This window comes from Bacillus sp. Root131 (assembly GCF_001429475.1).
Lineage (GTDB): Bacteria > Bacillota > Bacilli > Bacillales > Bacillaceae_G > Bacillus_A > Bacillus_A thuringiensis_S.
Map to the genome: position 1 here is coordinate 1 of NZ_LMJQ01000014.1, position 24452 is coordinate 24452.

Sequence of the window (24452 nt, forward strand, 5' to 3'; positions counted from 1 at the left end):
ATTCGCTCGACTTGCATGTATTAGGCACGCCGCCAGCGTTCATCCTGAGCCAGGATCAAACTCTCCAATAAAGTTAGTTTGTCTAGCATCTAAAAATAAAAATTGACGTTTCACGTTGTTTGTTTCGTTCAGTTTTCAAAGAACTACTTGGTCGCTCAGAAGCGACTTTATCAATATAACATTTCGTTACATTCTCGTCAACAACTTTTTTCAATAAGTTGTTTTTCGTTTGTTTTGCTTGTTACCTTTCGTGGCAACGAATATAAATATACCAGTTTGATTATTAAAATGCAATAGTTTTTCTAATAAAATTTTTAACTTAGTAAAAAAGTATAAAAACAGCACATTTCTTCTATATAAGTATAATTTCTCGCACCATCAAGATCTATTATACCCACGCAACTCATACTCAAATAAAAAAAGCTTTGGAGAAATCTCCAAAGCTTAGTCTTGTTTATGGCGCATAGCAGGGAATAATAATACATCACGAATAGATGGTGCATTTGTTAATAACATAACTAGACGATCAATACCAATTCCTAATCCACCCGTAGGAGGCATACCGTACTCAAGAGCTTCAATATAATCGTCATCCATCATATGTGCTTCGTCATTACCTTGTTCACGCTCTTTTAATTGCGCTTCAAAACGTTCTTTTTGATCGATCGGATCATTTAACTCAGTAAATGCATTTGCATGTTCACGTGCAACGATAAATAATTCGAAACGATCTGTGAATCGTGGATCTTCATCATTCTTTTTCGCAAGTGGCGAAATTTCTACCGGATGACCGTAAATAAATGTTGGTTGGATTAATTTATCTTCTACTTTTTGCTCGAAGAACTCATTAATAATATGACCAACTTCCATTGTATCCTTAATTTCTACATTATGTTCTTTCGCAAGCTCACGCGCTTCTTCTACACTCATCGGATTCCAGAAATCCGCTCCAGAGTGTTGCTTAATTGCATCTACCATATGAAGACGTGTCCATTCTGGTTCTAGATTAATTTCATAATCACCATATTGGATTGTTGTTGTACCCAATACTTTTTTCGCAATATGAGCAACCATATTTTCTGTTAGTTTCATAATATCATTATAATCAGCGTACGCTTCATATAATTCAATCATCGTAAACTCAGGGTTATGACGAGTTGATACACCCTCATTACGGAATACACGGCCAATCTCATAAACTTTTTCTAATCCGCCCACAATAAGACGTTTTAAATGAAGTTCAATTGCGATGCGCATATATAATTCCATATCTAACGCATTATGATGCGTAGTGAAAGGACGAGCAGATGCTCCACCTGCAATCGCGTGCATCATAGGCGTTTCTACTTCAAGATAACCGTTGTCATCTAAATATCTTCTCATTTCACGAATAATTTTACTGCGAGTAACAAATGTTTCACGACTTTCCATACTTGTAATTAAGTCTAAGTAACGTTGACGGTATCGTTGTTCAACATCTTTTAATCCATGATATTTATCCGGTAACGGACGGAGAGATTTCGTTAAAAGCGTAAATCCCGTTGCTTTTACTGAAAGTTCTCCAACGTTTGTTTTGAACACTTTACCTTCAATACCTACTAAGTCACCTAAATCTGCTGTCGTAAATAACTCGTACTCTTCATCTCCAACAGTATCTTTACGAACGTAAATTTGAACTTGTCCGTGTAAATCTTGAATGTGCGCGAATCCAGCTTTTCCTTTACCGCGTTTTGTCATAATACGACCAGCGATAGAAACAGTGATTTCTTTCTCTTCTAATTCTTCTTTAGAGAATTCTCCATATAAACTTACTAAGTCGGTCGTTGAATTTGTGCGTTCAAATCGTTTACCGAACGGATCGATTCCTTGCTCACGTAAATTATGTAGCTTTTCACGACGAACAAGCAATTGGTCGTTTAATTCTTCGTGGTTCATGTTATCCATGATATTGATATCACTCCAGCTCTATTAATTTTTACAATATATACAGTATAGCATTTTCTACTCAACTAGAAAAACTGCCAGCAACTAACTGGCAGTTCTTCTTTCTTTCACGTAATTATAGGAAGTGTATAGAAGAATGTCAATCTCCTATGTTCCTTATTAACCAACGTAAATTGTTTGTTGTTTCGCTTCTACTTTTTCTACAAATGCACCTAACACATTCGCAAGGTCTTCACGTGTGTTACAAGCATTAATACCATTACGTACACTCGCATTACCACGAACACCTTTTAAATACCAAGCTGCATGTTTTCTCATCTCTCTTACAGCGACACTTTCGTTCTTTAAGTCGATAAGACGATCTAGATGCAACATACATACATCAATTTTCTCGCGCACTGTTGGTTCCGGCATTAATTCACCTGTCTCTAAATACTTTACTGTACGATAAATCATCCATGGATCCCCAAGAGCCGCACGGCCAATCATAACACCATCTACACCAATCTCATCAAGCATGCGCTTCGCATCTTGCGGTGTTTCGACATCACCATTTCCGATAACCGGGATATTCACAGCTTGCTTTACTTGTTTAATGATATCCCAATCCGCTTTACCTTCATACATTTGCACTCGCGTACGTCCGTGAACCGCCACAGCTTGTCCACCAGCACGCTCAATAGCTCTAGCATTTTCTATTGCGAAAATATGTTCTTCATCCCAACCGATACGCATTTTAACTGTAACCGGCTTTTCAACGGCATCTACAACTGCTGCTACCATTTCATATATTTTATTGGGATCTAAAAGCCACCTTGCCCCCGCATCACATTTTACGATTTTCGGTACTGGGCAACCCATATTGATATCAATAATATCTGCTGTCGTATATTTATCTACGTATTTCGCAGCATCTACAAGAGTTTCTTTCTCTCCACCAAAAATTTGTAAACTTAATGGTTTTTCTCTCTCATCGATATATAACATATCTAATGTTCTTTTGTTATTCAGTAATATTGCCTTATCACTTACCATTTCAGCACAAACTAGACCTGCACCAAATTCTTTCACTGTTAAACGGAATGCAGAATTACACACTCCCGCCATCGGTGCTAATACAACCGGATTTTTCATCTCAATATTTGCAATCTTTAACAATCAACCTACTCCTTCCTGCACAGTCACTTTGGCATTAATTCATCTATCGAAACATTTAATGCCTTAGCAACTTCTACTACAAAATCTTGAGAAGGTGATCGATTCCCTCTCTCAACTTCACCTAAAACAGATACAGATACCCCTAATTCTTTAGCAAAACCTTCTTGCGTGTAGCCTTTTAGCTTTCGAAAAGCACGAATGCGTCTTCCCCATTTTTCTGCTTCCATACCGTTACTCCCTCTCGCCTTTTCATTTCTTCTACTTGTGAACGTGAAATGTTTTGTTTTATGTCTTGATTAATCTCTAACAACGGAACGATAACAAAAGCTCTTTCAAACATCCGCGGATGCGGAACAATAAGATTCTCTGCTTCAATATTCTCTTGATTATAAAGTAAAATGTCAAGGTCGATAGTCCTCGGCCCCCACCTAATTTCCCTTTTTCTTCCTAGGTCATTTTCTACTTTTTGTGTTACTTTCAATAATTCTTGTGGTGATAAATTGGTAGAAATTTTTATAACTAAATTTAAAAAGCAACTTTGGTCAGTATAGCCAACTGGCTCAGTTTCATATACAGATGAAATATCATCAACCTGAATATAAGGATTTTTATTTAAGAACTGAATCGCTTCGGTTAGATACGTATAACGCTCTCCAATATTTGACCCTAATGCAATGTATGCTATATTATTCATGGACGTTCTCTCGTAATTTCTACTGCTACAGCACGATAATGACCTGGTATCGGTGGATCCGGCTTAATTACCTTAATTGTACATCGTGAAATACTTTCATATTGTTTTAATATATCTGCAGCAATATTTTCAGCGATACTCTCCACAAGCTTATACTTTCTATCTTCAACAACTTTTCTACATAATTCGAAAAGCTCTCCATAATTGACCGAATGCTCTAATTCATCACTTTCCCCTGCACGCTTTAAATCCAACTCCACCGTTAAGTCAACTTTAAATCTCTGACCTAATTTATTTTCCTCCGGGAACACACCATGATAACCGTAAAACTCCATATCATGGATATAAATTTTATCCAATTACTTTACCCCCTTACCAATCATTGCATCCATCATTTTAGCCATACGCGCCATTTCTTTCACATCATGGACACGAACAAACTCACAACCCTTTTCAATACCAAGACAAACAGTAGCTCCCGTTCCCTCAAGGCGTTCCTCTACTGGCAAATCTAATACGTGCCCAATAAAGGACTTTCTCGATGTACCTAAGAGAACCGGATAACCTAGCACATTTAACTGTTCTAAATTACGCATCACCTCTAAGTTTTGCTTAGGTGTTTTAGCAAAACCGATACCTGGATCTAAAATAATATTCTCATCTCGCACACCAGCATTTTTAGCAATTTTGATACTATCATACAAATCAGCAATCATATCCGCCATTAAATTACGATAATTCATATTATCGCGGTTATGCATTAAAATGATAGGTACATCATAATGAGCTGCGACTTCAGCAATTATTGGCTCCGCCTTCGCTCCCCAAATATCATTAATAATATGAGCACCAGCCTCAATTGCTTGCTTTGCAACTTCAGCTTTATATGTATCGATAGATATAGGCAATTTCACTTCTTTTGAAACCGCTTGAATCATCGGGACAACTCGCTTTATTTCTTCTTCTACTGATACTTTAGCAAAACCCGGGCGAGTAGATTCGCCACCAATATCAATAATATGAGCACCTTCACCTTGCATTTCTTTTGCATGACGTACCGCAGCATCTACCTCGTTGTAACTCCCACCATCAGAAAACGAATCTGGTGTTACATTTAAAATCCCCATAATTAATGTCTTTTCATTTAAATTCAATGTATATTCGCCGCAGCGTAAATCATAATCCCACTTCAAACTACACATCTCCTCTTCGTAATTCATTTCTGCTCCATAATTTCTCTCTCTGCATTCCATAAAGGTACATTAAACTTTTTGTAACTACTCCTACTTTACCCGGGAAATCCTGCGCTTCTATACGATAAAGCGGAACAATTTCTTGAATTGAGTTTGTTACAAAGACTTCATCTGCTGAAAGTAATTCATCTTTTGTAAAGAAACCTTCCTTTACTTCTATATTCAATTCTTCAGCACTTTTTATAATAAACGCACGAGTGATACCATTTAAAATCCCTGTTTTTAACGAAGGTGTATATAAAACATCACCTTTCACAAAAAAGAGATTCGAAACAATCCCCTCTGCAACATAACCTGCTTCAGTAAGGAAAATACCTTCCTTGCTCACTACATTTCCAATTTCACGCTTCCCTAAAATATTATTTAGATAATGATGAGACTTCAGACGAAATGCTCCTTCTGGTGTATTTCGCACTTGTTTTAAAATAACCCCTTCTTTTTCTACTACATCTCCTGGAGCTGTTAAAGGTTTTATAAAAACAATAACCGAAGGGTCTTCATACATTTCCGTTTGTAATCCTATTTCATCTACACCTGCTGATACATTAAAACGTACATACGCATGTTCCAATTCATTCTTAGCGAGTAGATTTTTCAAAATAAGCATCACGTCATCTTTTGTCATTGTCCATTTAATTTGCAATGCATCTAGCGCACCTATTAAACGGTTATAATGATCATCTAACAAAAAAGGATGACCATTATAAATACGAAATGTCTCAAAAACTCCCAGCCCATATAAATAACCATGGTCATAAGGGGAGATTTTCGCTTCATTCGCTTCTACATACTCGCCATTTACGTAAATTAACATGATGTCACACTTGGACTATATTTACGAATGAAGTTCTGTAGTAACTCTTTCCCATGAGAAGTCATAATAGATTCTGGGTGGAATTGCACACCCTCTATCGGCAGTGTCTTATGACGAATCGCCATAATTTCCCCTTCCTCTGTCCAAGATGTTACCTCTAAACAATCTGGCAATGACTCTTTCTTAACAATCAGGGAATGATAACGCGTTGCAGTAAATGGATTAGGAATATCTAAGAAAATCGTTTTCCCATCATGATGCATAAGTGACGTTTTTCCATGCATTAATCGCTCTGCACGAACAACTTCTCCACCAAATACTTGTGCAATCGATTGATGCCCAAGACAAACTCCAAAAATCGGAATCTTCCCAGCAAAGTATTTAATAACTTCCATACTAATCCCCGCTTCATTAGGACTACATGGACCTGGCGAAATCATTAAGAAATCTGGTTTCATATTCTCAATATCTGCAATACTCACTTCATCATTACGCTTAACAACAAGCTCTTGTCCAAGTTCTCCAAGAAACTGTACTAAATTAAATGTAAAAGAATCATAATTATCAATCATTAATATCATTTCTCTCACCTAACCGTTTCTTCGCTACTTTCTTTTGCACGCCATAAAGCAATTGCCTTTTTTAACGACTCTTTATATTCATTTTTCGGATTTGAATCAATTACAATTCCCGCTCCAGCTTGCACATGTGCTTGCCCATCTTTCGCAAGAAGCGTTCTAATGACAATATTTAATTCCGTATCTCCAGAATAACCAATCCAACCAATTGAACCTGTATAAATCCCTCGACGAACAGGCTCTAATTCTTCTATAATCTCCATCGTACGTATTTTCGGTGCACCAGTAATTGTTCCACCAGGAAATACAGCTTTCACTAAATCGAAAGCATCCTTATCTTCTTCCACCTCACCACGCACATTGGAAACGATATGCATAACATGTGAGTACTTTTCAATTACCATAAATTCATCGACTTCTACAGTACCATATTTACAAACACGTCCTAAATCATTTCGCTCTAAATCTACAAGCATCACATGCTCTGCTCGTTCCTTTTCGTTCTCAATTAATTCCCTTGCTAAGTCTTGATCCTCTTGTTCATTTGCACCTCGGGATCTTGTACCTGCAATTGGTCGTGTACTTACTTCTTGCCCTTGTTTTTTAATCAGCAATTCAGGCGAAGCACTAACAATTTGAAAATCCCCAAGCTCTAAGTAACCCATATATGGAGATGGATTAATTTTACGAAGACTTGTATAAATTTCTAGTGGATGCGTTTGTAAAGTTCTTTCCTGTCTTGTCGACAAGTTTACTTGAAACACATCACCATTTCCAATATACTCTTGAATACATTCAACAGCCTTCATAAAGCCTGCTTCTGTAAAGGCAACCGCTTCATTTTTCTTTTTAGGACGTTCAAACGGCATAGTCACTTCAGGCACTTCTGCCGTCCAAAGATCCTTCCATTCATTTAAACGTTCTTCCGCTTCTGCATGCTTATCTACATAATGTGTAATAATCCACAATACCTTTTCTTTTTGATCATAGACAAACACATCATCAAATAATAAAAAGTATATATCGGGTATATTCAGATCATCCTCTGCAAGAGAAGGGAGTTTTTCAATATAACGGATACAATCATAACTAAAGTAGCCCATTGCACCACCTTGAAAAGGTGGGTACTCTGGATTGTAGTCTGTTTTCCATTTCTCCATATATTCTTGCATTAAATCTAATGGATTCCCTTTTTTTATTGTTTCCTTACCACTTTCACTTATATGTAACTTTACACCCTTTCCTTGGATTACCGCTACCGGGTTTAAACCCACTATGTTATAACGACCGCCACGTCCACTTTCTAGCAAAATATGTTGCGGCTTATCCTGAGAAAGAAATTTATATTGCTTAAAGAAATCTAACTGATATGGAATAGAAAGCGCTAAAGATTTTCTTCGTTGCATATCAACACCCCGTCTTCTTTTATCCCACCCTCTTAGATGAACCACCTCAAACTACATAAGTTATTTATATAGAGATTGATTATACTGGAAGGCTAGTGAAAATAATTTAATTATACTACCTCTTATTTTACATGAAGTTTTCTAGTCATTCACTCTTTTCCTATTTCCAATCCAAAAAGAAAAAGCATCCTTTTTCAAGGATGCTTTTTCAATCGCATTTAATTATGATTCAAATTGATAAAGTGGTGTACTTAAATAACGTTCACCGTTACTTGGAATAATAACGAGTACCTTTTTCCCTTTGCCTAACTTTTTCGCAACTTCTGTTGCTGCATAAATAACTGCTCCTGAAGAGATACCAACTAAAATACCTTCTTCTTTAGCCACTCTTCTCGCATATTCAAATGCTTGCTCTGTTTTCACTTGAATAATTTCATCATATACTTGTACATCCAATGTCTCTGGGACAAATCCCGCCCCAATTCCTTGGATTTTATGTGGACCTGGTTTCCCACCAGATAACACTGGTGAATCCGCAGGTTCTACTGCATAAATTTTAATACCTTCATATGCTTCCTTCAGCACTTCACCAGCACCAGTAATTGTTCCACCTGTACCAATACCTGCAATAAACGCATCTAATTGATCACCCATTTGTTCAACAATTTCTGGACCTGTTGTTAAACGGTGAATTTGTGGATTCGATTGATTTTGGAACTGTTGCGGTATAAAGTAACCATGCTCTTTTGCTAATTCAGTTGCTTTACGAATTGCTCCACCCATCCCTTCAGGACCTGGAGTCAATACTAATTCAGCACCGTAAGCACGTAATAAATTACGACGCTCAATACTCATTGTTTCTGGCATTACTAAAATTGCATTATATCCTTTAGCAGCCGCTACCATCGCTAAACCAATACCTGTGTTACCACTTGTTGGTTCAATGATTGTATCGCCCTCTTTTAACAATCCCTTTTTTTCAGCATCTTCAATCATAGCTAGTGCAATACGATCTTTAACGCTACTCCCCGGATTCATAAATTCTAGTTTTAAGTATATATCTGCGCTGTCTGATTCTACGATGCGGTTCAACTTAACGATCGGCGTTTTCCCGATTAATTCTGAAACTGATTGTGCCACTCGCATTCCTGTCACTCCTAACACCGAGTATTTTTATTGGTTTTATCTATATTTAGATTTTGTCAGAAAATTCCCTGTTTGTCAATCTATTCGGAGGGTTAATCCCCTTATTACAAATTCTCAATTAAATTTGTAATATCTTCTTTAGAGAACTTGTAACGTTCATTACAGAAATGGCAATGAACTTCTGTCTCTTCTTCTTCTTCACGAATTTGCTCTAACTCTGTTTTACCTAAACTAATTAACACACTCTCAATACGCTCACGTGAACACGTACAATTAAATTGAACATCCATTGTTTCTAATACTTTTACTTTATCTTCTCCAAGGACTGCATATAGTAGCTCTTCTGGAGAAAGGCCTCGTTCAATCAATGTTGATACAGGCGGGATTTTTTGCAAACGATCTTCAATGAATGAAATTGTTTCTTCCTGTGCGCCCGGCATAATTTGAAGGATAAATCCACCCGCCGCTAATACGCTGTCATCTCCATTTACAAGGACACCGACACCAACAGAAGAAGGCGTCTGCTCAGAAACTGCGAAATAATACGTGAAATCTTCCCCTAGTTCTCCCGAAACGATTGGGGATTGACCGATAAACGGCTCACGCATACCAATATCTTTAATTACTGTTACAAAACCTTCTGTACCTACCGCTTGATATACACGTAATTTCCCTTGTTCCGTTCCTTCAAAATCAACATGTGGATTCGTTACGTAGCCACGTACTTCTCCATTTGCATGAGCATCCACTAAGATAGGGCCAATCGGACCATTACCTTCTACCTTAATCGTTAACTTTTGATCACCTTTTAACATCGCACCCATCATTGTACCTGCAGTTAAAGAACGACCAAGTGCCGCCGAAGCTGTCCTCCATGTATCATGACGTCTTTGTGCCTCACTTACTGTATTTGTTGTACGTACACTATACGCACGTACTTCTCCATCAAACGCTAACGCTTTTACTAAATAATCTTTCATACTTATTTATTCACCTTTCTCCTGCTGTAAATTTGCATTACGCTCATATAACATATACAAGCCTTTTAACGTTAAAAATGGATCTACAATATCAATTACATTCGATTCCTCTGAAATTAATTTCGCCAATCCACCTGTTGCAATAACTTTCGGTTCTTGTTTAGCTTCCTCTTTCATACGCTTAACAATACCTTCCACTTGTCCTACATAACCATAAAGAATACCTGATTGCATCGCACTTACTGTATTCTTCCCAACAACACTGCTCGGTTTTGTAATTTCAATACGAGGAAGTTTTGCCGCCCTACTATATAAAGCCTCTGCTGAAATCATAATTCCTGGCGTAATAACTCCACCCATATAATGCTTTTCTTCATTAATATAACAATATGTAGTAGCCGTACCAAAATCAACAATAATAAGTGGACTTCCATACAATTGGATTCCTGCTACTGCATTTACAATTCGATCTGCGCCTACTTCACGTGGATTTTCATATTTAATATTTAGCCCCGTTTTTATTCCAGGTCCTACTACAAGCGGTTTAATTTTAAAATACTTTTCACACATACGTTCTAAAGCGAACATAATTGGTGGTACGACTGAAGACACAATAATACCTTTCACATCTTCAAACGAGAGACCCTCATGATCAAGTAACTGTTTTACAAGCATTCCATATTCATCTTCTGTCTTATGACGATCTGTTTCCATGCGCCAATGCTGACGAAGTTCCCCCTCTTCAAACACGCCTAGTACAGCATTTGTGTTCCCTACATCCAATACAAAAATCATATTCTCACCACTTATCTTATTTAATCTATATTTGTGTAGTATGTATAAAACTTATAAAAACATCATATCACACATACTTATATAATCAGCTTTCCTATCCTCATCATTTTACAAAAAGATTGCTCTCTATTTCAATTTTTAATACTAGTTTTACTTAAATTACTTTATCCACTAAGCCCTCAATAGTAATTAGCAAAAATCTTAACAAATAAAAAAGGAGTGACGATAGTCACTCCTTCATTTCTTACTTATCTTCTTTATCTTCATCGTCTTTCTTCATATTGATGTTTACTTTCACATCATCTGAAGATGTTGGACGCTCAGGTAATCTGCCATAATCATATAAATGATTAATTTGCTCTGCATCTAATGTTTCTACTTCAAGTAACGTTTTTGCGATAATATCAAGCTTATCTCGTTTTTCAGTAAGAATTTGTTTCGCACGAGCATAACAGTCTTTAATAATCGTTTGCATTTCCACATCAATTTCATGCGCAATTGCATCACTGTAGTTTTGTTCTGAATGGAAGTCTCTTCCTAAGAATACCTGACCACCTTGTGAGCTACCAAATTGCATCGGCCCAAGCTTATCACTCATACCGAATTCCGTAACCATACGTCTTGCAATACCAGTCGCACGTTGGAAGTCGTTGTGAGCACCTGTACTTGCTTCACCAAATACAATCTCCTCAGCTACTCGACCACCAAGTAAACCAGTGATTTTATCAAGTAACTCTGGCTTTGTCATGAAGTAACGATCTTCCTTCGGAAGCATTACCGCATATCCACCAGCTTGACCACGAGGGACAATTGTTACTTTATGAACGACATCAGCCTCATCAAGAACAACACCAATTACAGTGTGGCCTGCTTCATGGAAAGCAACGATATTACGTTCTTTTTCAGAGATAACACGACTTTTCTTAGCTGGACCTGCAATAACACGATCCGTTGCTTCATCGATATCACTCATATCAATTTTCTTCTTATCTCGACGTGCAGCTACTAAAGCAGCTTCGTTTAATAAGTTTTCAAGATCCGCACCAGAGAATCCTGGTGTACGAGTCGCAATTGCTCTTAAATTAATATGCTCATCAAGCGGTTTATTACGCGCATGTACTTTCAGTACAGCTTCACGGCCATTTACATCTGGACGATCTACTGTAATTTGACGGTCAAAACGACCTGGACGTAATAACGCTGGGTCAAGAATGTCTGGACGGTTTGTCGCAGCAATGATAATAATACCTTCGTTTGCACCGAATCCATCCATTTCAACAAGTAACTGATTCAATGTTTGCTCACGCTCATCATGACCACCACCAAGACCTGCGCCACGTTGACGACCTACTGCATCAATTTCATCAATGAAAATGATACAAGGAGCATTTTTCTTTGCATTTTCAAATAAATCACGTACACGTGATGCACCGACACCGACAAACATCTCTACAAAGTCAGAACCACTGATAGAGAAGAATGGAACGCCAGCCTCACCTGCAACAGCACGTGCTAATAAAGTTTTACCTGTACCTGGAGGTCCAACTAATAGGACACCCTTTGGAATACGGGCACCAACTTCAGAAAACTTACGAGGGTCTTTTAAGAATTCAACTACCTCAACAAGTTCTTGTTTCTCTTCATCCGCCCCAGCAACATCTCTGAAACGAACTTTTTTCTTTTCATCATTATATAACTTCGCCTTACTTTTCCCGAAGTTCATAACACGGCTACCGCCGCCTTGAGCTTGGTTTAATAAGAAGAAGAATAAAATGAAGATGATGACAAACGGAATGATTGAAGTAAAGAATGTTACCCAAGCACTTGTTTCTTCTGCTGGTTGATACTTAACTTCGGCACCTTTCGCTTTATCATTGATTTTCTTTTGTAATTCCTCAGTATTTGGTGCATAAGTAACAAATTGTTCTCCTTGGCTAGAGTTATTGAATTGTCCTTTTACCTCAAATACACCATTTTTCGGTTGAAGTTGCACATTACGCACTTCACCGCTTTCTAGTTTAGTAATGAATTTGTCGTAGCTAACTGATGTCGTTTTTTGTGTCGAACCATTAAAATAGCTCACGATTCCAATTACTACTAAGAATATCAGTAAATAAAAGATGGTATTACGGAAGATACGATTCATTCCTAACCTCCTCTCACGGCATAAACACTATAGTAAATCGTAACATAGAAAAACTTTCCTATACAATTGTAAAGCCTGTATTTAATTAATTTGAGTAAACGCTTGGTTTTAATACGCCTACATAAGGAAGATTACGGTACTGCTCTTTATAATCTAATCCATATCCTACTACAAATTCATGTGGAACAGTAAATCCAACATAATCCGCTTTCAGATCAACCTTACGGCCTGTTGGCTTATCTAATAATGTAACAATTTTTACAGACTTCGCTTTACGATATTTGAATAAGTCTACTAAGTAGCTTAGTGTAAGACCACTATCAATAATATCTTCGACGATTAAAATATCACGACCTTCTACAGAAGTATCAAGATCTTTTAAAATTTTCACTTCGCCTGTTGAAACTGTAGAGTGACCATAACTAGATACAGCCATAAAATCCATTTCAAGATATGTATCTGTTCTCTTTAATAAATCTGCCATAAATGGCATTGCGCCTTTTAATACACCAATTGCAAGGGGTACTGTGTTTTTATAATCCTCTGCAATAACTGCACCTAGTTCGCGCACCTTTTCTTGTATTTGTTCTTCAGAAATTAATACTTTTTCGATATCTTGATTCATCATTTCATTATCCTCCCGGAAGACTCCTTGCTTTTGTAGTGAATAATCATATATTTACCCTTCTTTGCCATCTCTTTCGAAATTGCAAATGCAGATCGCTTCAACAAGGGTACCCAAATAATGTTCCCACTTGCATCACAAACGACCGGCCATTCTTCCCTTTTTTCTTTTGGTACTTTCGCTTCGATAAAAATAGCTTTTATCTTTTTCGTGCCATCCATACCTTGTATTGACATGCGATCTCCATTTTCCCTAGAACGAATACGAAGTGGATATGATATATCATTATACTTAGCAACAAATACTGTTTCATTCATGTTACTTGGTATATCTTCGCTCACCTCTGTTACAAATTCATCCCCGTTCAATAGCGTAATGATCCCGGGTACTGATAAATCTTGCAAAAAAGGAGAGACAATTTCTTGTTTAAATCTAAAGCTACACTCCTCGTATGTACGAACAATTTTCAAATCACCTGGAAAATCAAGTGAACCTGAAGGTTGTGTCCGCTTAAAAAACTCAATCACCTTGTCAATATGTATAGAAGAAAGAGAAGATGGAATCTTATATTCATAAAGATAGTTTAATATTAGTTGAATCCCTCTTCTTTGTAAAGGCATAGACATGGATTCAAAGGCAGGAATTGATAAGCTAATTTGTTTATCACTTTTTTTTGTAATTACTTTATTCATTTTCTCAAAAGCTAATTCCTGCAAATAAGCCTCATCCTCTTGCATCTGCACGCTAAATTTTTGGAATTTCTCATGCATTTGTGGATTTTCTTCTTTTAAGTGAGGAAGGACATATTTACGTAATCGATTCCTTGTATATACTTCCTTTTTATTACTCGGATCTATACGTGGAATTAAATTTAGCTTATTACAGTAATCAACAATTTCTTCCTTCGTTACCCCAAGTAACGGCCTAATTAAATATCCATTATGAAAAGGACGCTTCACTGCAATTCCTGCATATCCCTTCGGAGTACTCCCTCTTACAAGACGCATTAAAATCGTCTCTACTTGATCATCTCCATGATGTCCAAGAGCAACATATCTTGCATCATATTTCTTCATTATTCTTTCCAAAAATGCATATCTGCATTCCCTAGCAGCAACCTGTGCATTCATCCCGTATTGCTGTTGATATTGTGATACATTAATTCTTATCGTTTCACAAATAATTCCCAGTTCTTCACAAAGGTCCTGCACAAACTGTAAATCCTCATGAGATTCATCACCTCTAAACATATGATCCACATGAGCTACTACAATTTCCAACTGTTTTTCCGCTCTTTTTTCTAATAAATAATATAAAAGGGCTAACGAGTCAGGACCACCAGAAACTCCCACAACAATTGTTGAATCATTCTTTAATACATCATGCTGCTTTACAAAGTCATCTACTTTTTCAACAAATGTATCTTTCAACTTCGCAATCACCTTTCATTAAACAAGAACAGCAACATTAGTCGCCTTGTCTATAATGGTACAACTTTTACAAACATTGTGCAAAAAAAAGATATACAAAAATTACATTTTTATCTTACATCCTCCGTCTGTATTCACAAAATCAATAGCATTACCTTTTCCCACAAAAAAACCTAGGTATTCGCCTAGGTTTTTAAAATCAAATTTTAGATAAACATTCCACTTACATTTTACTGCGCCTGCATGCCTACAATCGGAATCGTAGCCCACTTCGGCATATTTTTCTTCACTTTTGCCACTACAATAGTCATATCATCATTTATATAACCATCACAAGAACGAATCACTTCTTCCATAATGATATCAGCAATTTCTTGCGGGTCTTCGGTTTGCAATTCTTTAATTTTTCGTTTCATCCACAATTCATGATTCTCTACATGCTGCGCTCCCTCAAAAATCCCATCGCTCATCATAATAAGGATATCGCCCGTTTTTAATTGTTCACCCACCACATCAACTTCAACATCTTCGATGATTCCCATCGGCAAATTACTTGCTTCAATTTTCAAAATATTATTCGCGCGTTTAACAAAACTCGGCGTTGATCCGATCTTTAAAAACCTTGCACTCGCATCTCGCAAATCTACCATAGCTAAGTCTAATGTCGTAAACATCTCTTCCGTCGTTCTCAAAGAAAGAATTGAATTAATAGACTTAATCGCTATTTCTTCGTCAATACCGGATTGGAGTATTTTTTGTAATAATTTCACCGTTTCCTTACTTTCCATATGAGCTCTTTGCCCATTCCCCATACCATCACTAATCGCAAGTGCATATTTGCCAACACTTAAATCCATCATCGCATAAGAGTCACCCGAAACAAATCCACCGCCCTTTGCGGCTGTGGCCAATCCCGTATCAAGAGAATACGTCTTCGCCGAACCGAATGATATTAAACTGTGGCCATTCGGATAAGAAGACTTTTCTTCATGTTTAACGACAATATTTTCTTTAAGGATATCCGAAAGCATCGGTGCAACTAACTTTTCACATTCACCATGTTCATTAGATGCAACGGGAATCAACATTTCAATATCAATACTTCCTCTATCTAAACAATAAATATCAACATGCTCTACTTCGACACCAAAATCACGGAACGCTTGCATAATCTGTTCTTCCTGCACCTGATGATTTTCACGCTCTCGTTGTATCTCCTTAGCAAAATCCTCCATAACCTTTGATACACCTAATAGTTGCTCCGCAACTATTCTACGATTTTCCTTCATTTGTTTTCGTAATTTTTGTCCCTCATAGAAATGATCTAATTCACCCGCTACTAAATCCGTCACTTTTTTCCCTCTCACACAATGCTTGTCCCACTCACGAACTAATTTACGATTATGTTGCAGGGTTCCTTCTTCCGTTTCACTCATTATTTGTTTCATATAATCGTACGTTTTATCGAAATTCACTACCCAGCATTGATCCTTTTTAAAGCATGTTTGACATGTTTTCGCAGTAATTGTACTCAAAAACAAATCTGCTTCTGTCTCTTTATCTTCTTCCTCTACATACCCATATACAGAAAAGCTATTAGATAAAGCAGCAAATACATTTGCAAATTGGTTGATTTTGTTCGCTGTAACATCGCGCATCCTTCTTAAATATTGTTGTTGATCTTGCGAATGCTCTTGTGTACCTGGCATAAATTTAGCAATACGATCTAAAACAAGCTTTGGCGTTAATAAGAAGATAGCAATCGCTACGCCTGACTCAATTAAAGTCGTTACAATATTTGTCTGTTTGTCTACATATAATGTAATTAAGCTTGTCCCAATTAATAAACCTAAACTAACACCTAAACGCTTCCCTTCTTTTAACAACCCACCAAGCAATCCAGAAAAAGCAAGAAGGCTAAGCTGGGACAAGCTAGATACATTTGCTAAACTTAATATCAAACCTGTTACGACCCCCACTGTAGATCCTGTAGCAGCACCCGCAATAAATGCAAATACTAGTACTAAATACCGTGTAAAAATATGTTGAATAGAAGCATCATATACAAACCAATCTGTTGTACCCGTTAAAACAGATGCTAGTAATATAATCAAACAAACAATTTCTTCCGTCTCTAACGCCTGTTGTTTTCCTTTCCTTTCTACTAAAAGCGGAACACTTTGTAAAAATATCATAGTTAATACAAAACTAAGCCCAGCCTCAATGGTACTAACGAGTAAATCGTACATGGTGACAGTTTGTTGTGCAAAATATACAACAACTAAGTGTGCGGTTAATGCGGAGATAAATACTTGAAATGGAACAAGTCCAACGGTTTTACGTGTGAATCTACTAAAGAAGATATTATAAATGAAGAAAGTAAAGATAGATGCAAAAGTAAAAAACAAATTATCTATCGAGACTGAAAGAGCTCCTCCCATTAGAGCTAAAAATGCTAGCGGCATCTTATCCCGCTTCATAACATAAACAGCAGCAAAAAATGGTAGTGCAAACGGTAAGATATTTGTTAATATATATGCTCTTCCCAAAAGAAAACCAATAACAACAATAATAAATCCCCATCTAAAGAAAACTTGTTCAAATTTCATTCGCAACTTACTCGTCCACTTTATTCCTCCAAGCTGACTCTCATTCATTGCCAATGCACTTGTATTCATAGTATTCCTTCCTGCTTTAGGCATACTTTTAACACCACCTGCATAGTTTAATTACTGTCATTATAAAAGATGATTGTTGGGATTTTTGTCAAAACAACAGTTTTCACTTTTATAATCGTTCGACTTTTTATTCGAAATAACTCTACAGATATACACGGTATGTAAGTTATTTCGATTTTTTAATTAAATATTCAGAAAATATAGGGTGATTTTGTAGAAGTGTTGTATATCTTAATCCATTTAACAAAAAAGATCATGCAAATTTGCATGATCTTTTTAGATGACCCGTACGGGATTCGAACCCGTGTTACCGCCGTGAAAGGGCGGTGTCTTAACCACTTGACCAACGGGCCGTTAAATTAAATATAGCGGCGGAGGGGATCGAACCCCCGACCTCACGGGTATGAACCGTACGCTCTAGCCAGCTGAGCTACACCGCCATGTCGTCGTATTTAACGGACAATTAGTATCTTACATCAGATATTATTTAAAGTCAACATATCTTGAAAACTTTTTTAAAATATATTTTCACATATAAAAAAGTACCCTGAGCCATCACTCTGGGTACCTCTCTATATGTTAAAAACTAAACGGTCTTATTATCCGCGACGTGCGCCACGGCCACCACGTTTAGACTCTGTGTTACGCTTTAAAGAAGTTAAACGATCTTCGCTATCCTTTAAGAAGCGTGCCATCTTTTGCTCAAATGTTTCTTTTGGAGCTCGGTCGTTACCGCCACCGCGTTTATCTCTGTTGAAAGAGCGATTATTACGTTGTGGACGTCCAGAACGTTGTTGATCACCACCGCGTTGGTATTCACCGCGTGGACGATCTCCTTCTGTTTTTTCACGTTCTTTCGCTTTTTTGATAGATAAACCAATCTTTCCATCTTTTTCAACATTAATAACTTTTACTTCTACTTGGTCGCCCACTTTTAAGTGATCGTTAATATCTTTTACATAGTTATCAGCAACTTCACTAATATGAACAAGACCAGTTAAGCCTTCTGGCAGCTCCACAAAAGCCCCAAAATTTGTAATACCTGTTACTTTACCCTGTAACTTGCTGCCTACCTCGATTGACATAAAAAAAATGCTCCTCCTTAGTGGTTAAAAAGTCAAATTTTACTTTATTATATATAATCCTAAAATATAGTGTCAATAAGACATACTCTACTTCGAAACAGGAAAAATTATCTCCCCTTTACCAGAGAAGAAATAATCCCTTCTAGCAATCTTTAATACGTACTCTTCATCATTTAACTTTTGAACTTCGTCTTTTAGACTTTTTTCTTTATTCGTTAATGAATCCAGTTCTTTTTTCATGTCCTTAACTTTTGCTTCTTTTGCTTTAATGGAACTGTTTTGTTGATAAAACGTTACACTAATACTCGCAATAATTGTAAAAGTAAAGACAAGAAAAACCGCTAAACGGCGATAAAGTCGCTTCCTGTTCTCATCCGTTTGTATTATATGCTCTTTAACAGGATTTGGACTCTGTTTTTCGATTGTTCTTTGTCTCAGTTCCCTCATTTCCGAGGTCCCCCTAACTTCTTTTTTATACGCTCCCATATTTGGAAGATATGTCCCTTCAATTTTGCTATATATTGCAGGAACCCTATATGTTTCACTATAAAAAGTTTAACACGATTAGGGAGAAGTTTCCATATGAGCGAAGCAATAAATCGAACAGGCCAGAAAAAAACTTTCCATATGAAAAGTAATATCCAAATCACCATTTTCCATAACACATGTCCAATTGAAAGCAGTATACGAAATAAGAATAATATAAATGCAATAAATAGCTGCGCTATAATAATAACAGGTTTTATCATGAGTAGCTGTATAATTCGAACAAAAAAATATGTTGTTTGCATAAAAATATAGATGAGAAAATTTAACAGCTTCATGTATAGTGCTTTCAGTAAGCTTTGATATGCCGCAAAACCACATAATAATGCCAAAAACACATATATACGTAACTCAGCTTCATTTACGAGAAGCAATACATAAAAGACAAATAATGCTTGGACAATCCAAAATAGTATATCATGTATAAATACAAGCCAACGTTTACGTTCTTGACGCTTTAAAAAACGTTGATATGTATCTAAAGATGCTCCAATCCAAGCACCCATTCCAATCATTGAAAGCATTGTATACAACTGAATTGTTAAGCTCATTTAAACAACTTACTAAAGAAACCTTTAGTTTTTTCTCCTTGATTTTCATCAATATACAGCATCTCATGAACTTTCCCTTTAATCGACACAATACCTTTTTCTACATCTAAATTTTTCATTTGTAAATTTTGACCACGAATCGTTAAAAAACCCATTACGGTTTCGAGTAAAAACTCTTCGCTATCAAAACTCTCTACCTGCTTCACACCAGTAATATCAATTACACGCCTTCCACGCATAATAATATCATGCTCCACAGAAACATTTTGTTGATTAGAAGACGTAGGTGAGTAACCATTATTCACGTAAATCCCCCCATAGGTTTTTACTAGCTAATAGTAATGTATGAGGGGATAAATGATTTTAGAACAAGCCTTCTTCCGCTTTCACTTTTTCTTCGCGAACTAAGCTATACATATTTGCTGCATCTTCTTTTTTAGTTGTTTCTTTCAATTCATTTATTTTTACAGTCACTATTTTTTGACCAAAACGAATTGTTAATTCATCAGCTACTTTCACATCCGAACTTGCTTTTGCCACTTGACCATTAATAGATATTCTTCCTTGATCAGCTACTTCTTTCGCTAATGTTCTTCTTTTAATTAAACGTGACACTTTTAAAAACTTATCTAGACGCATCTCAAATCCCCCTATTAACGCTCTGTTTGTTTCGCTTCTTCCCATAAAACATCTAACTGTTCTAATGATAAATCTTCCATCTCTTTATTCATTTCAGCTACTTTTTCCTCCATGTATAAAAAACGACCAGTAAATTTCTCATTAGTTGAACGTAACGCCTCTTCTGGATCTATTTTATAATGACGAGCTATATTAACAAATGCAAATAGTAAATCACCAAACTCACCTAGCATCTTTTCCTCATCCATGTTTGTAACTTCTTGTTGGAACTCTTGCCATTCTTCCAAAGCTTTCTCTATCATAGGCTGCACATCAACCCAATCAAATCCAACCTTACCGGATTTCTTCTGAATTTCATAGGCGCGTAGTAACTGCGGCAAACTTTTTGGAACGCCATTTAAAACAGATTCTTTCACGAATCCTTTTTCTTGTTTTTTAATTTCTTCCCAATTGGCAATCACTTCATCAGCATTGTTTACATCCGTATTTCCAAATACATGTGGATGGCGACGAACCATTTTCTCAGATAGAGTTCGAATGATATCATCTATAGAAAACCAACCTTCATCTTCTCCAATTTGAGCATGAAGCATAACTTGTAATAATATATCACCTAATTCTTCTACTAAGTGATCATCATCCTCTTCATCAATTGCTTCCAATACTTCATAAGCTTCCTCAATTAAATATTTCTTTAATGATTGATGTGTTTGCTTTTTATCCCACGGACAACCATTTGGGCCTCGAAGTTCTGCAATAATTTCTCTAAGTACATCGAACTGTTGATACAAGGATGCACGCTCCTGAACTGGCGGCACATACACACTCGTTAAATTATTCAATTCCGTTTCATGATCTAACATATACAACGGTACCTTCTTTACTTGTTCAAATGAAGTTCCTGCAGCTGTTACGATATACACTTCATAATCATCCGGCAACATCTCCATTAATGTTAATTTCACATCAGATGCAACGAATGCATCATATACTTGGCAAAAGATTAGATGTTGACGTAATTCTAATTGTCCTCTTTTAAATGATGTAGCGTCAAGTAATTGAAATCCTTCAATTGGATCAATCTTTAGGCTTGCAAACATAGGATCAAGGAAACTTTGTCCACCCTCAATTCGCACTTCAACATTTGAATCTTCACCTTTTTCCAACAGTAGCTGAACTGTTCTTTCTGCTACAAGCGGATGCCCTGGAACAGCATAGATAATTTCTGTACCTTCAGCTTGTTCTAGCAATTTATTCGCAATTGTTTCATATACAATTTCAAACGTATCATGCGCTTCATATACATCATCAAAAGCCGTATATTGTACGCCTTCTTTCTCCAATTCTTCTATAACTGGATGTTCCTTCGTCCTAACAAACAGATGATCTGCTTCTTTTATCTTTCGATATACACCCATCGTTAGCTGATCTAATTCACCAGCACCTAAACCTAAAATAGTAATGATTCCACTCACAATCTGTCACCTCTATCCACTCTTCTTCAATGAACCTTCTTTTTTCTCTTGTTTCATAACGGTTCCTAATTCTTTTTTTGTAAATACACGTAATTTCAAAATTAAAAACATATATGTCAATCCGCCGACAACTACACCTAGCAACGCTTCAAGCGTCGCGATTCCTCTATGTTCCGTATCAATTACTAATCCAGACACCTGCAACACACGTGTGAACATCATTAATACAAATCCCATACAGATACCACTAATCACTACACCTAACATATTTCGCTTATTGATAAGCGATCCTGATACAGCTCTCATAAGCAACAAACTATTTAGCCCAGAAATTATAATTAACGCACACAAAGTCGCAAAGGCTGCCCCTTTCACACCAAAATAAGGCATAAATATATAATTTAACGCTAACTTTAAGCAACCTCCAAATACAACAAATAATGCTGGCTTAAATGTTTGTCCCAACCCTTGTAAAATAGAAGCCGTCGTAATTGACAACGAACTAAATAAAATAGATAAAGATAAAATAGATAAAACATCTGATCCATCACTATTTTCAAACAACATAATATTCGTAGGTTGAATAATACAAGTTAGTCCAATAGCTGCTGCAAGTCCAATAACAAGTGTTATTTTCATTGCTAACTTTACCTTTTCTTGAATAAAGGAAAGATCTCCTCTTTCCTTCGCCGCTGTAATAATTGGAATAAGTGACAACGAGAAAGAAGTCGTCACAACAGTACCTAATTGCATTAGCGGAATACTTCTATCATAAACACCCTTTAATACCTTTGCACTTTCAACCTGTTCTCCCGCACCAATAAGTAAGGTGTACAAGGATATTGAATCTGCCATCTGTATAAAAATAAGCACTAAATTACTAACACAAATCGCTAACCCCTGCCAAAAAAGGATTTTAATTATCCTCCTTTTGCCCTTAATTCTCGCTACACTTTTGAAAAATATAGAACGAAAATCTCGACGCATATACAACATAAGTACAATAATCCCAATAAGTCCACCCGCAATTGAGCCTAACATAGCCCCTGCACCAACTGTATATAAATCAAATCCGTGAGCAATTAGGAATAGCGATAAAAATACAATAATAGAAACTCGAATTGTTTGTTCTATTACTTGCGAAACAGCTGTTGGCATCATATTATTGAAGCCTTGAAAATACCCTCTTGCTACAGACAAAAACGGCATCAATAAGAATGAAAATGAAATAACACGTAGTAACTTATCTAAGTATATATCGCCCATAGCTATCGCAATTGTTTTGGCCCCAAAAAACAATGTAAAGAAGCCTATAAAACCAATTCCCAATAAAAACCAAAAAGATACACAAATAATTTCTTCTGCTTCTTTTTGTTTTCCCCGCTCTAGTCGTTCTGCAACCATTTTCGAAATGATAATAGGAAACCCATAAGTAGCTAAAATTAAACAAAATCCATAAAACGGGTAAATTTGTTGGTAAATATAAAAACCAATATCACCCGCTATATTTTGATATGGAATACGGTAAAAAGCGCTTAATACTTTTGTAACAAAACTTGCAATCGTTAATATAATAGCCCCGCGCCAAAAGGCTTGATACTTCTTCGCTTCCATACAAGAAAACTCCTTTTTCTATTCTCACCTCTCGTATTATATCATAAAGAAATGAACAAGCTGCCTTACCACCACGGGTAATAATAGGTTCCTGCACCGTTAAAAATACTCAACGAAAAAAGGTAGCAAAGCGCTACCTTCATTCAATATACATATATCTCCAAATAATTGATTTCTCAAAAAGAAAGATCATAATTAGGAAAAATTGCTACTTCTAAAATTATACACCCTTACTGTTCCATTTGTTTCGCTAAGAAACTGGCAGCAGTATTAACCGCTTTATGCTCGATTTCGCTTATAATAGCTTCTTTCGAAAAAATAATGACAGCTCCAATCGGGTCTCCGTTTGCAACAATCGGTCCAACTGTATAAGAATGAACCTTTTCTGTTACACCATCGATAATGGAAATATCACTTTCGTCCGTCATAATAACAGACTTTCGTTCTTCCATCGTTTTTTCGATTAAATCGCCAACACTTTTATTTAAGTATTCTTTTTTCGATACGCCTGATACTGCGATGATAGAATCTCGATCACAGACAAGCACATTATGTCCTAAGCTGTCATATAAAGCCTCAGCATATTCTTTTGCAAAATCACCTAGTTCACTAATTGGAGAATACTTCTTTAAAATTACCTCTCCATCGCGATCAACAAATATTTCTAGTGGGTCTCCTTCTCGAATACGTAAAGTTCTACGAATTTCCTTCGGGATTACTACCCTGCCTAAATCATCAATTCGACGTACGATTCCAGTTGCTTTCATTCTAATGCTGCCTCACTTTCTACTGATGATCAAAGTGGTGAATTTACCTGTTCATGTAAAAATCACCAACTGTTAGACATAGTATTTTACACATTAGTTCTTCTATGCACGTCGAATTGTATTTTTTT

General features: G+C 36.5%; 24 protein-coding genes, 2 tRNA genes and 1 rRNA gene. All 27 read right to left on the reverse strand.

The window, feature by feature from the left end:
- Positions 1-71, reverse strand: a 16S ribosomal RNA gene (locus ASE54_RS23225); the annotation flags it as partial.
- A 373-nt stretch (positions 72-444) separates the two neighbouring features.
- Entirely contained in the window at positions 445-1944 is a 1500-nt protein-coding gene (gene lysS / locus ASE54_RS23230; RefSeq protein WP_000369685.1) for a lysine--tRNA ligase, read from the reverse strand.
- Positions 1945-2103: 159 nt separating this feature from the next.
- A complete protein-coding gene (dusB, locus tag ASE54_RS23235; RefSeq protein ID WP_000912246.1) occupies positions 2104-3102 on the reverse strand; it encodes a tRNA dihydrouridine synthase DusB in 999 nt (332 codons plus the stop codon).
- A gap of 23 nt (positions 3103-3125) precedes the next feature.
- The gene (locus ASE54_RS23240; RefSeq protein WP_000387030.1) at positions 3126-3329 is read right to left on the reverse strand and encodes a helix-turn-helix transcriptional regulator; all 204 of its coding nucleotides are present in this window, start codon (positions 3327-3329) and stop codon (positions 3126-3128) included.
- Positions 3281-3796 carry a 2-amino-4-hydroxy-6-hydroxymethyldihydropteridine diphosphokinase gene (folK, locus tag ASE54_RS23245; RefSeq protein ID WP_001059450.1) on the reverse strand — a complete coding sequence of 172 codons (516 nt, stop codon included), beginning with the start codon at positions 3794-3796 and terminating at the stop codon, positions 3281-3283. The genes ASE54_RS23240 and folK overlap by 49 nt, the downstream gene beginning before the upstream one ends.
- The gene (gene folB / locus ASE54_RS23250) at positions 3793-4155 is read right to left on the reverse strand and encodes a dihydroneopterin aldolase (protein ID WP_000358066.1); all 363 of its coding nucleotides are present in this window, start codon (positions 4153-4155) and stop codon (positions 3793-3795) included. The genes folK and folB overlap by 4 nt, the downstream gene beginning before the upstream one ends.
- Positions 4156-5016, reverse strand: a complete 861-nt coding sequence (gene folP, locus ASE54_RS23255; RefSeq protein WP_002084136.1) for a dihydropteroate synthase — start codon at positions 5014-5016, stop codon at positions 4156-4158. It abuts the gene before it with no gap.
- Positions 4991-5863 (reverse strand): aminodeoxychorismate lyase, encoded by an 873-nt coding sequence (gene pabC, locus ASE54_RS23260; RefSeq protein ID WP_000909860.1) that lies wholly within the window; start codon positions 5861-5863, stop codon positions 4991-4993. The genes folP and pabC overlap by 26 nt, the downstream gene beginning before the upstream one ends.
- Positions 5857-6444 (reverse strand): aminodeoxychorismate/anthranilate synthase component II, encoded by a 588-nt coding sequence (gene pabA / locus ASE54_RS23265; protein ID WP_000602284.1) that lies wholly within the window; start codon positions 6442-6444, stop codon positions 5857-5859. The genes pabC and pabA overlap by 7 nt, the downstream gene beginning before the upstream one ends.
- 5 nt (positions 6445-6449) lie before the next feature.
- Complete coding sequence (gene pabB, locus ASE54_RS23270; protein WP_001189711.1) at positions 6450-7847, reverse strand: aminodeoxychorismate synthase, component I; 1398 nt, start codon at positions 7845-7847, stop codon at positions 6450-6452.
- Positions 7848-8069: 222 nt separating this feature from the next.
- Entirely contained in the window at positions 8070-8993 is a 924-nt protein-coding gene (gene cysK, locus ASE54_RS23275; protein WP_001261717.1) for a cysteine synthase A, read from the reverse strand.
- A 104-nt stretch (positions 8994-9097) separates the two neighbouring features.
- Positions 9098-9973, reverse strand: a complete 876-nt coding sequence (gene hslO / locus ASE54_RS23280; protein WP_000656371.1) for a redox-regulated molecular chaperone HslO — start codon at positions 9971-9973, stop codon at positions 9098-9100.
- A 6-nt stretch (positions 9974-9979) separates the two neighbouring features.
- Positions 9980-10768 (reverse strand): type III pantothenate kinase, encoded by a 789-nt coding sequence (locus tag ASE54_RS23285; RefSeq protein ID WP_000578366.1) that lies wholly within the window; start codon positions 10766-10768, stop codon positions 9980-9982.
- A gap of 244 nt (positions 10769-11012) precedes the next feature.
- Positions 11013-12914 (reverse strand): ATP-dependent zinc metalloprotease FtsH, encoded by a 1902-nt coding sequence (gene ftsH / locus ASE54_RS23290; protein ID WP_001079668.1) that lies wholly within the window; start codon positions 12912-12914, stop codon positions 11013-11015.
- Positions 12915-12999: 85 nt separating this feature from the next.
- On the reverse strand, positions 13000-13542 hold the full coding sequence (hpt, locus tag ASE54_RS23295) for a hypoxanthine phosphoribosyltransferase (protein ID WP_000981846.1): 543 nt from the start codon (positions 13540-13542) through the stop codon (positions 13000-13002).
- Positions 13539-14969, reverse strand: coding sequence for a tRNA lysidine(34) synthetase TilS (gene tilS, locus ASE54_RS23300; RefSeq protein WP_000655456.1), 1431 nt, complete (start codon positions 14967-14969; stop codon positions 13539-13541). The genes hpt and tilS overlap by 4 nt, the downstream gene beginning before the upstream one ends.
- A gap of 230 nt (positions 14970-15199) precedes the next feature.
- On the reverse strand, positions 15200-17671 hold the full coding sequence (spoIIE, locus tag ASE54_RS23305) for a stage II sporulation protein E (RefSeq protein ID WP_001123551.1): 2472 nt from the start codon (positions 17669-17671) through the stop codon (positions 15200-15202).
- A gap of 257 nt (positions 17672-17928) precedes the next feature.
- Positions 17929-18000, reverse strand: a tRNA-Glu gene (locus tag ASE54_RS23310).
- A gap of 13 nt (positions 18001-18013) precedes the next feature.
- Positions 18014-18087, reverse strand: a tRNA-Met gene (locus ASE54_RS23315).
- 159 nt (positions 18088-18246) lie between these two features.
- On the reverse strand, positions 18247-18732 hold the full coding sequence (locus ASE54_RS23320; RefSeq protein WP_000021450.1) for a S1 domain-containing RNA-binding protein: 486 nt from the start codon (positions 18730-18732) through the stop codon (positions 18247-18249).
- A gap of 87 nt (positions 18733-18819) precedes the next feature.
- Positions 18820-19179 carry a cell division protein DivIC gene (divIC, locus tag ASE54_RS23325; protein ID WP_001208739.1) on the reverse strand — a complete coding sequence of 120 codons (360 nt, stop codon included), beginning with the start codon at positions 19177-19179 and terminating at the stop codon, positions 18820-18822.
- Positions 19176-19829, reverse strand: coding sequence for a spore cortex biosynthesis protein YabQ (gene yabQ, locus ASE54_RS23330; protein WP_000059770.1), 654 nt, complete (start codon positions 19827-19829; stop codon positions 19176-19178). The genes divIC and yabQ overlap by 4 nt, the downstream gene beginning before the upstream one ends.
- The gene (yabP, locus tag ASE54_RS23335) at positions 19826-20134 is read right to left on the reverse strand and encodes a sporulation protein YabP (RefSeq protein WP_001059105.1); all 309 of its coding nucleotides are present in this window, start codon (positions 20132-20134) and stop codon (positions 19826-19828) included. The genes yabQ and yabP overlap by 4 nt, the downstream gene beginning before the upstream one ends.
- Before the next feature lie 58 nt (positions 20135-20192).
- A complete protein-coding gene (locus tag ASE54_RS23340; RefSeq protein ID WP_001234876.1) occupies positions 20193-20468 on the reverse strand; it encodes an RNA-binding S4 domain-containing protein in 276 nt (91 codons plus the stop codon).
- A 14-nt stretch (positions 20469-20482) separates the two neighbouring features.
- Positions 20483-21943 carry a nucleoside triphosphate pyrophosphohydrolase gene (gene mazG / locus ASE54_RS23345; protein ID WP_000014234.1) on the reverse strand — a complete coding sequence of 487 codons (1461 nt, stop codon included), beginning with the start codon at positions 21941-21943 and terminating at the stop codon, positions 20483-20485.
- 12 nt (positions 21944-21955) lie between these two features.
- A complete protein-coding gene (locus tag ASE54_RS23350; protein WP_000387575.1) occupies positions 21956-23557 on the reverse strand; it encodes an oligosaccharide flippase family protein in 1602 nt (533 codons plus the stop codon).
- Positions 23558-23787: 230 nt separating this feature from the next.
- Complete coding sequence (gene spoVT / locus ASE54_RS23355) at positions 23788-24324, reverse strand: stage V sporulation protein T (protein ID WP_000648306.1); 537 nt, start codon at positions 24322-24324, stop codon at positions 23788-23790.
- Positions 24325-24452 lie beyond the last annotated feature (128 nt).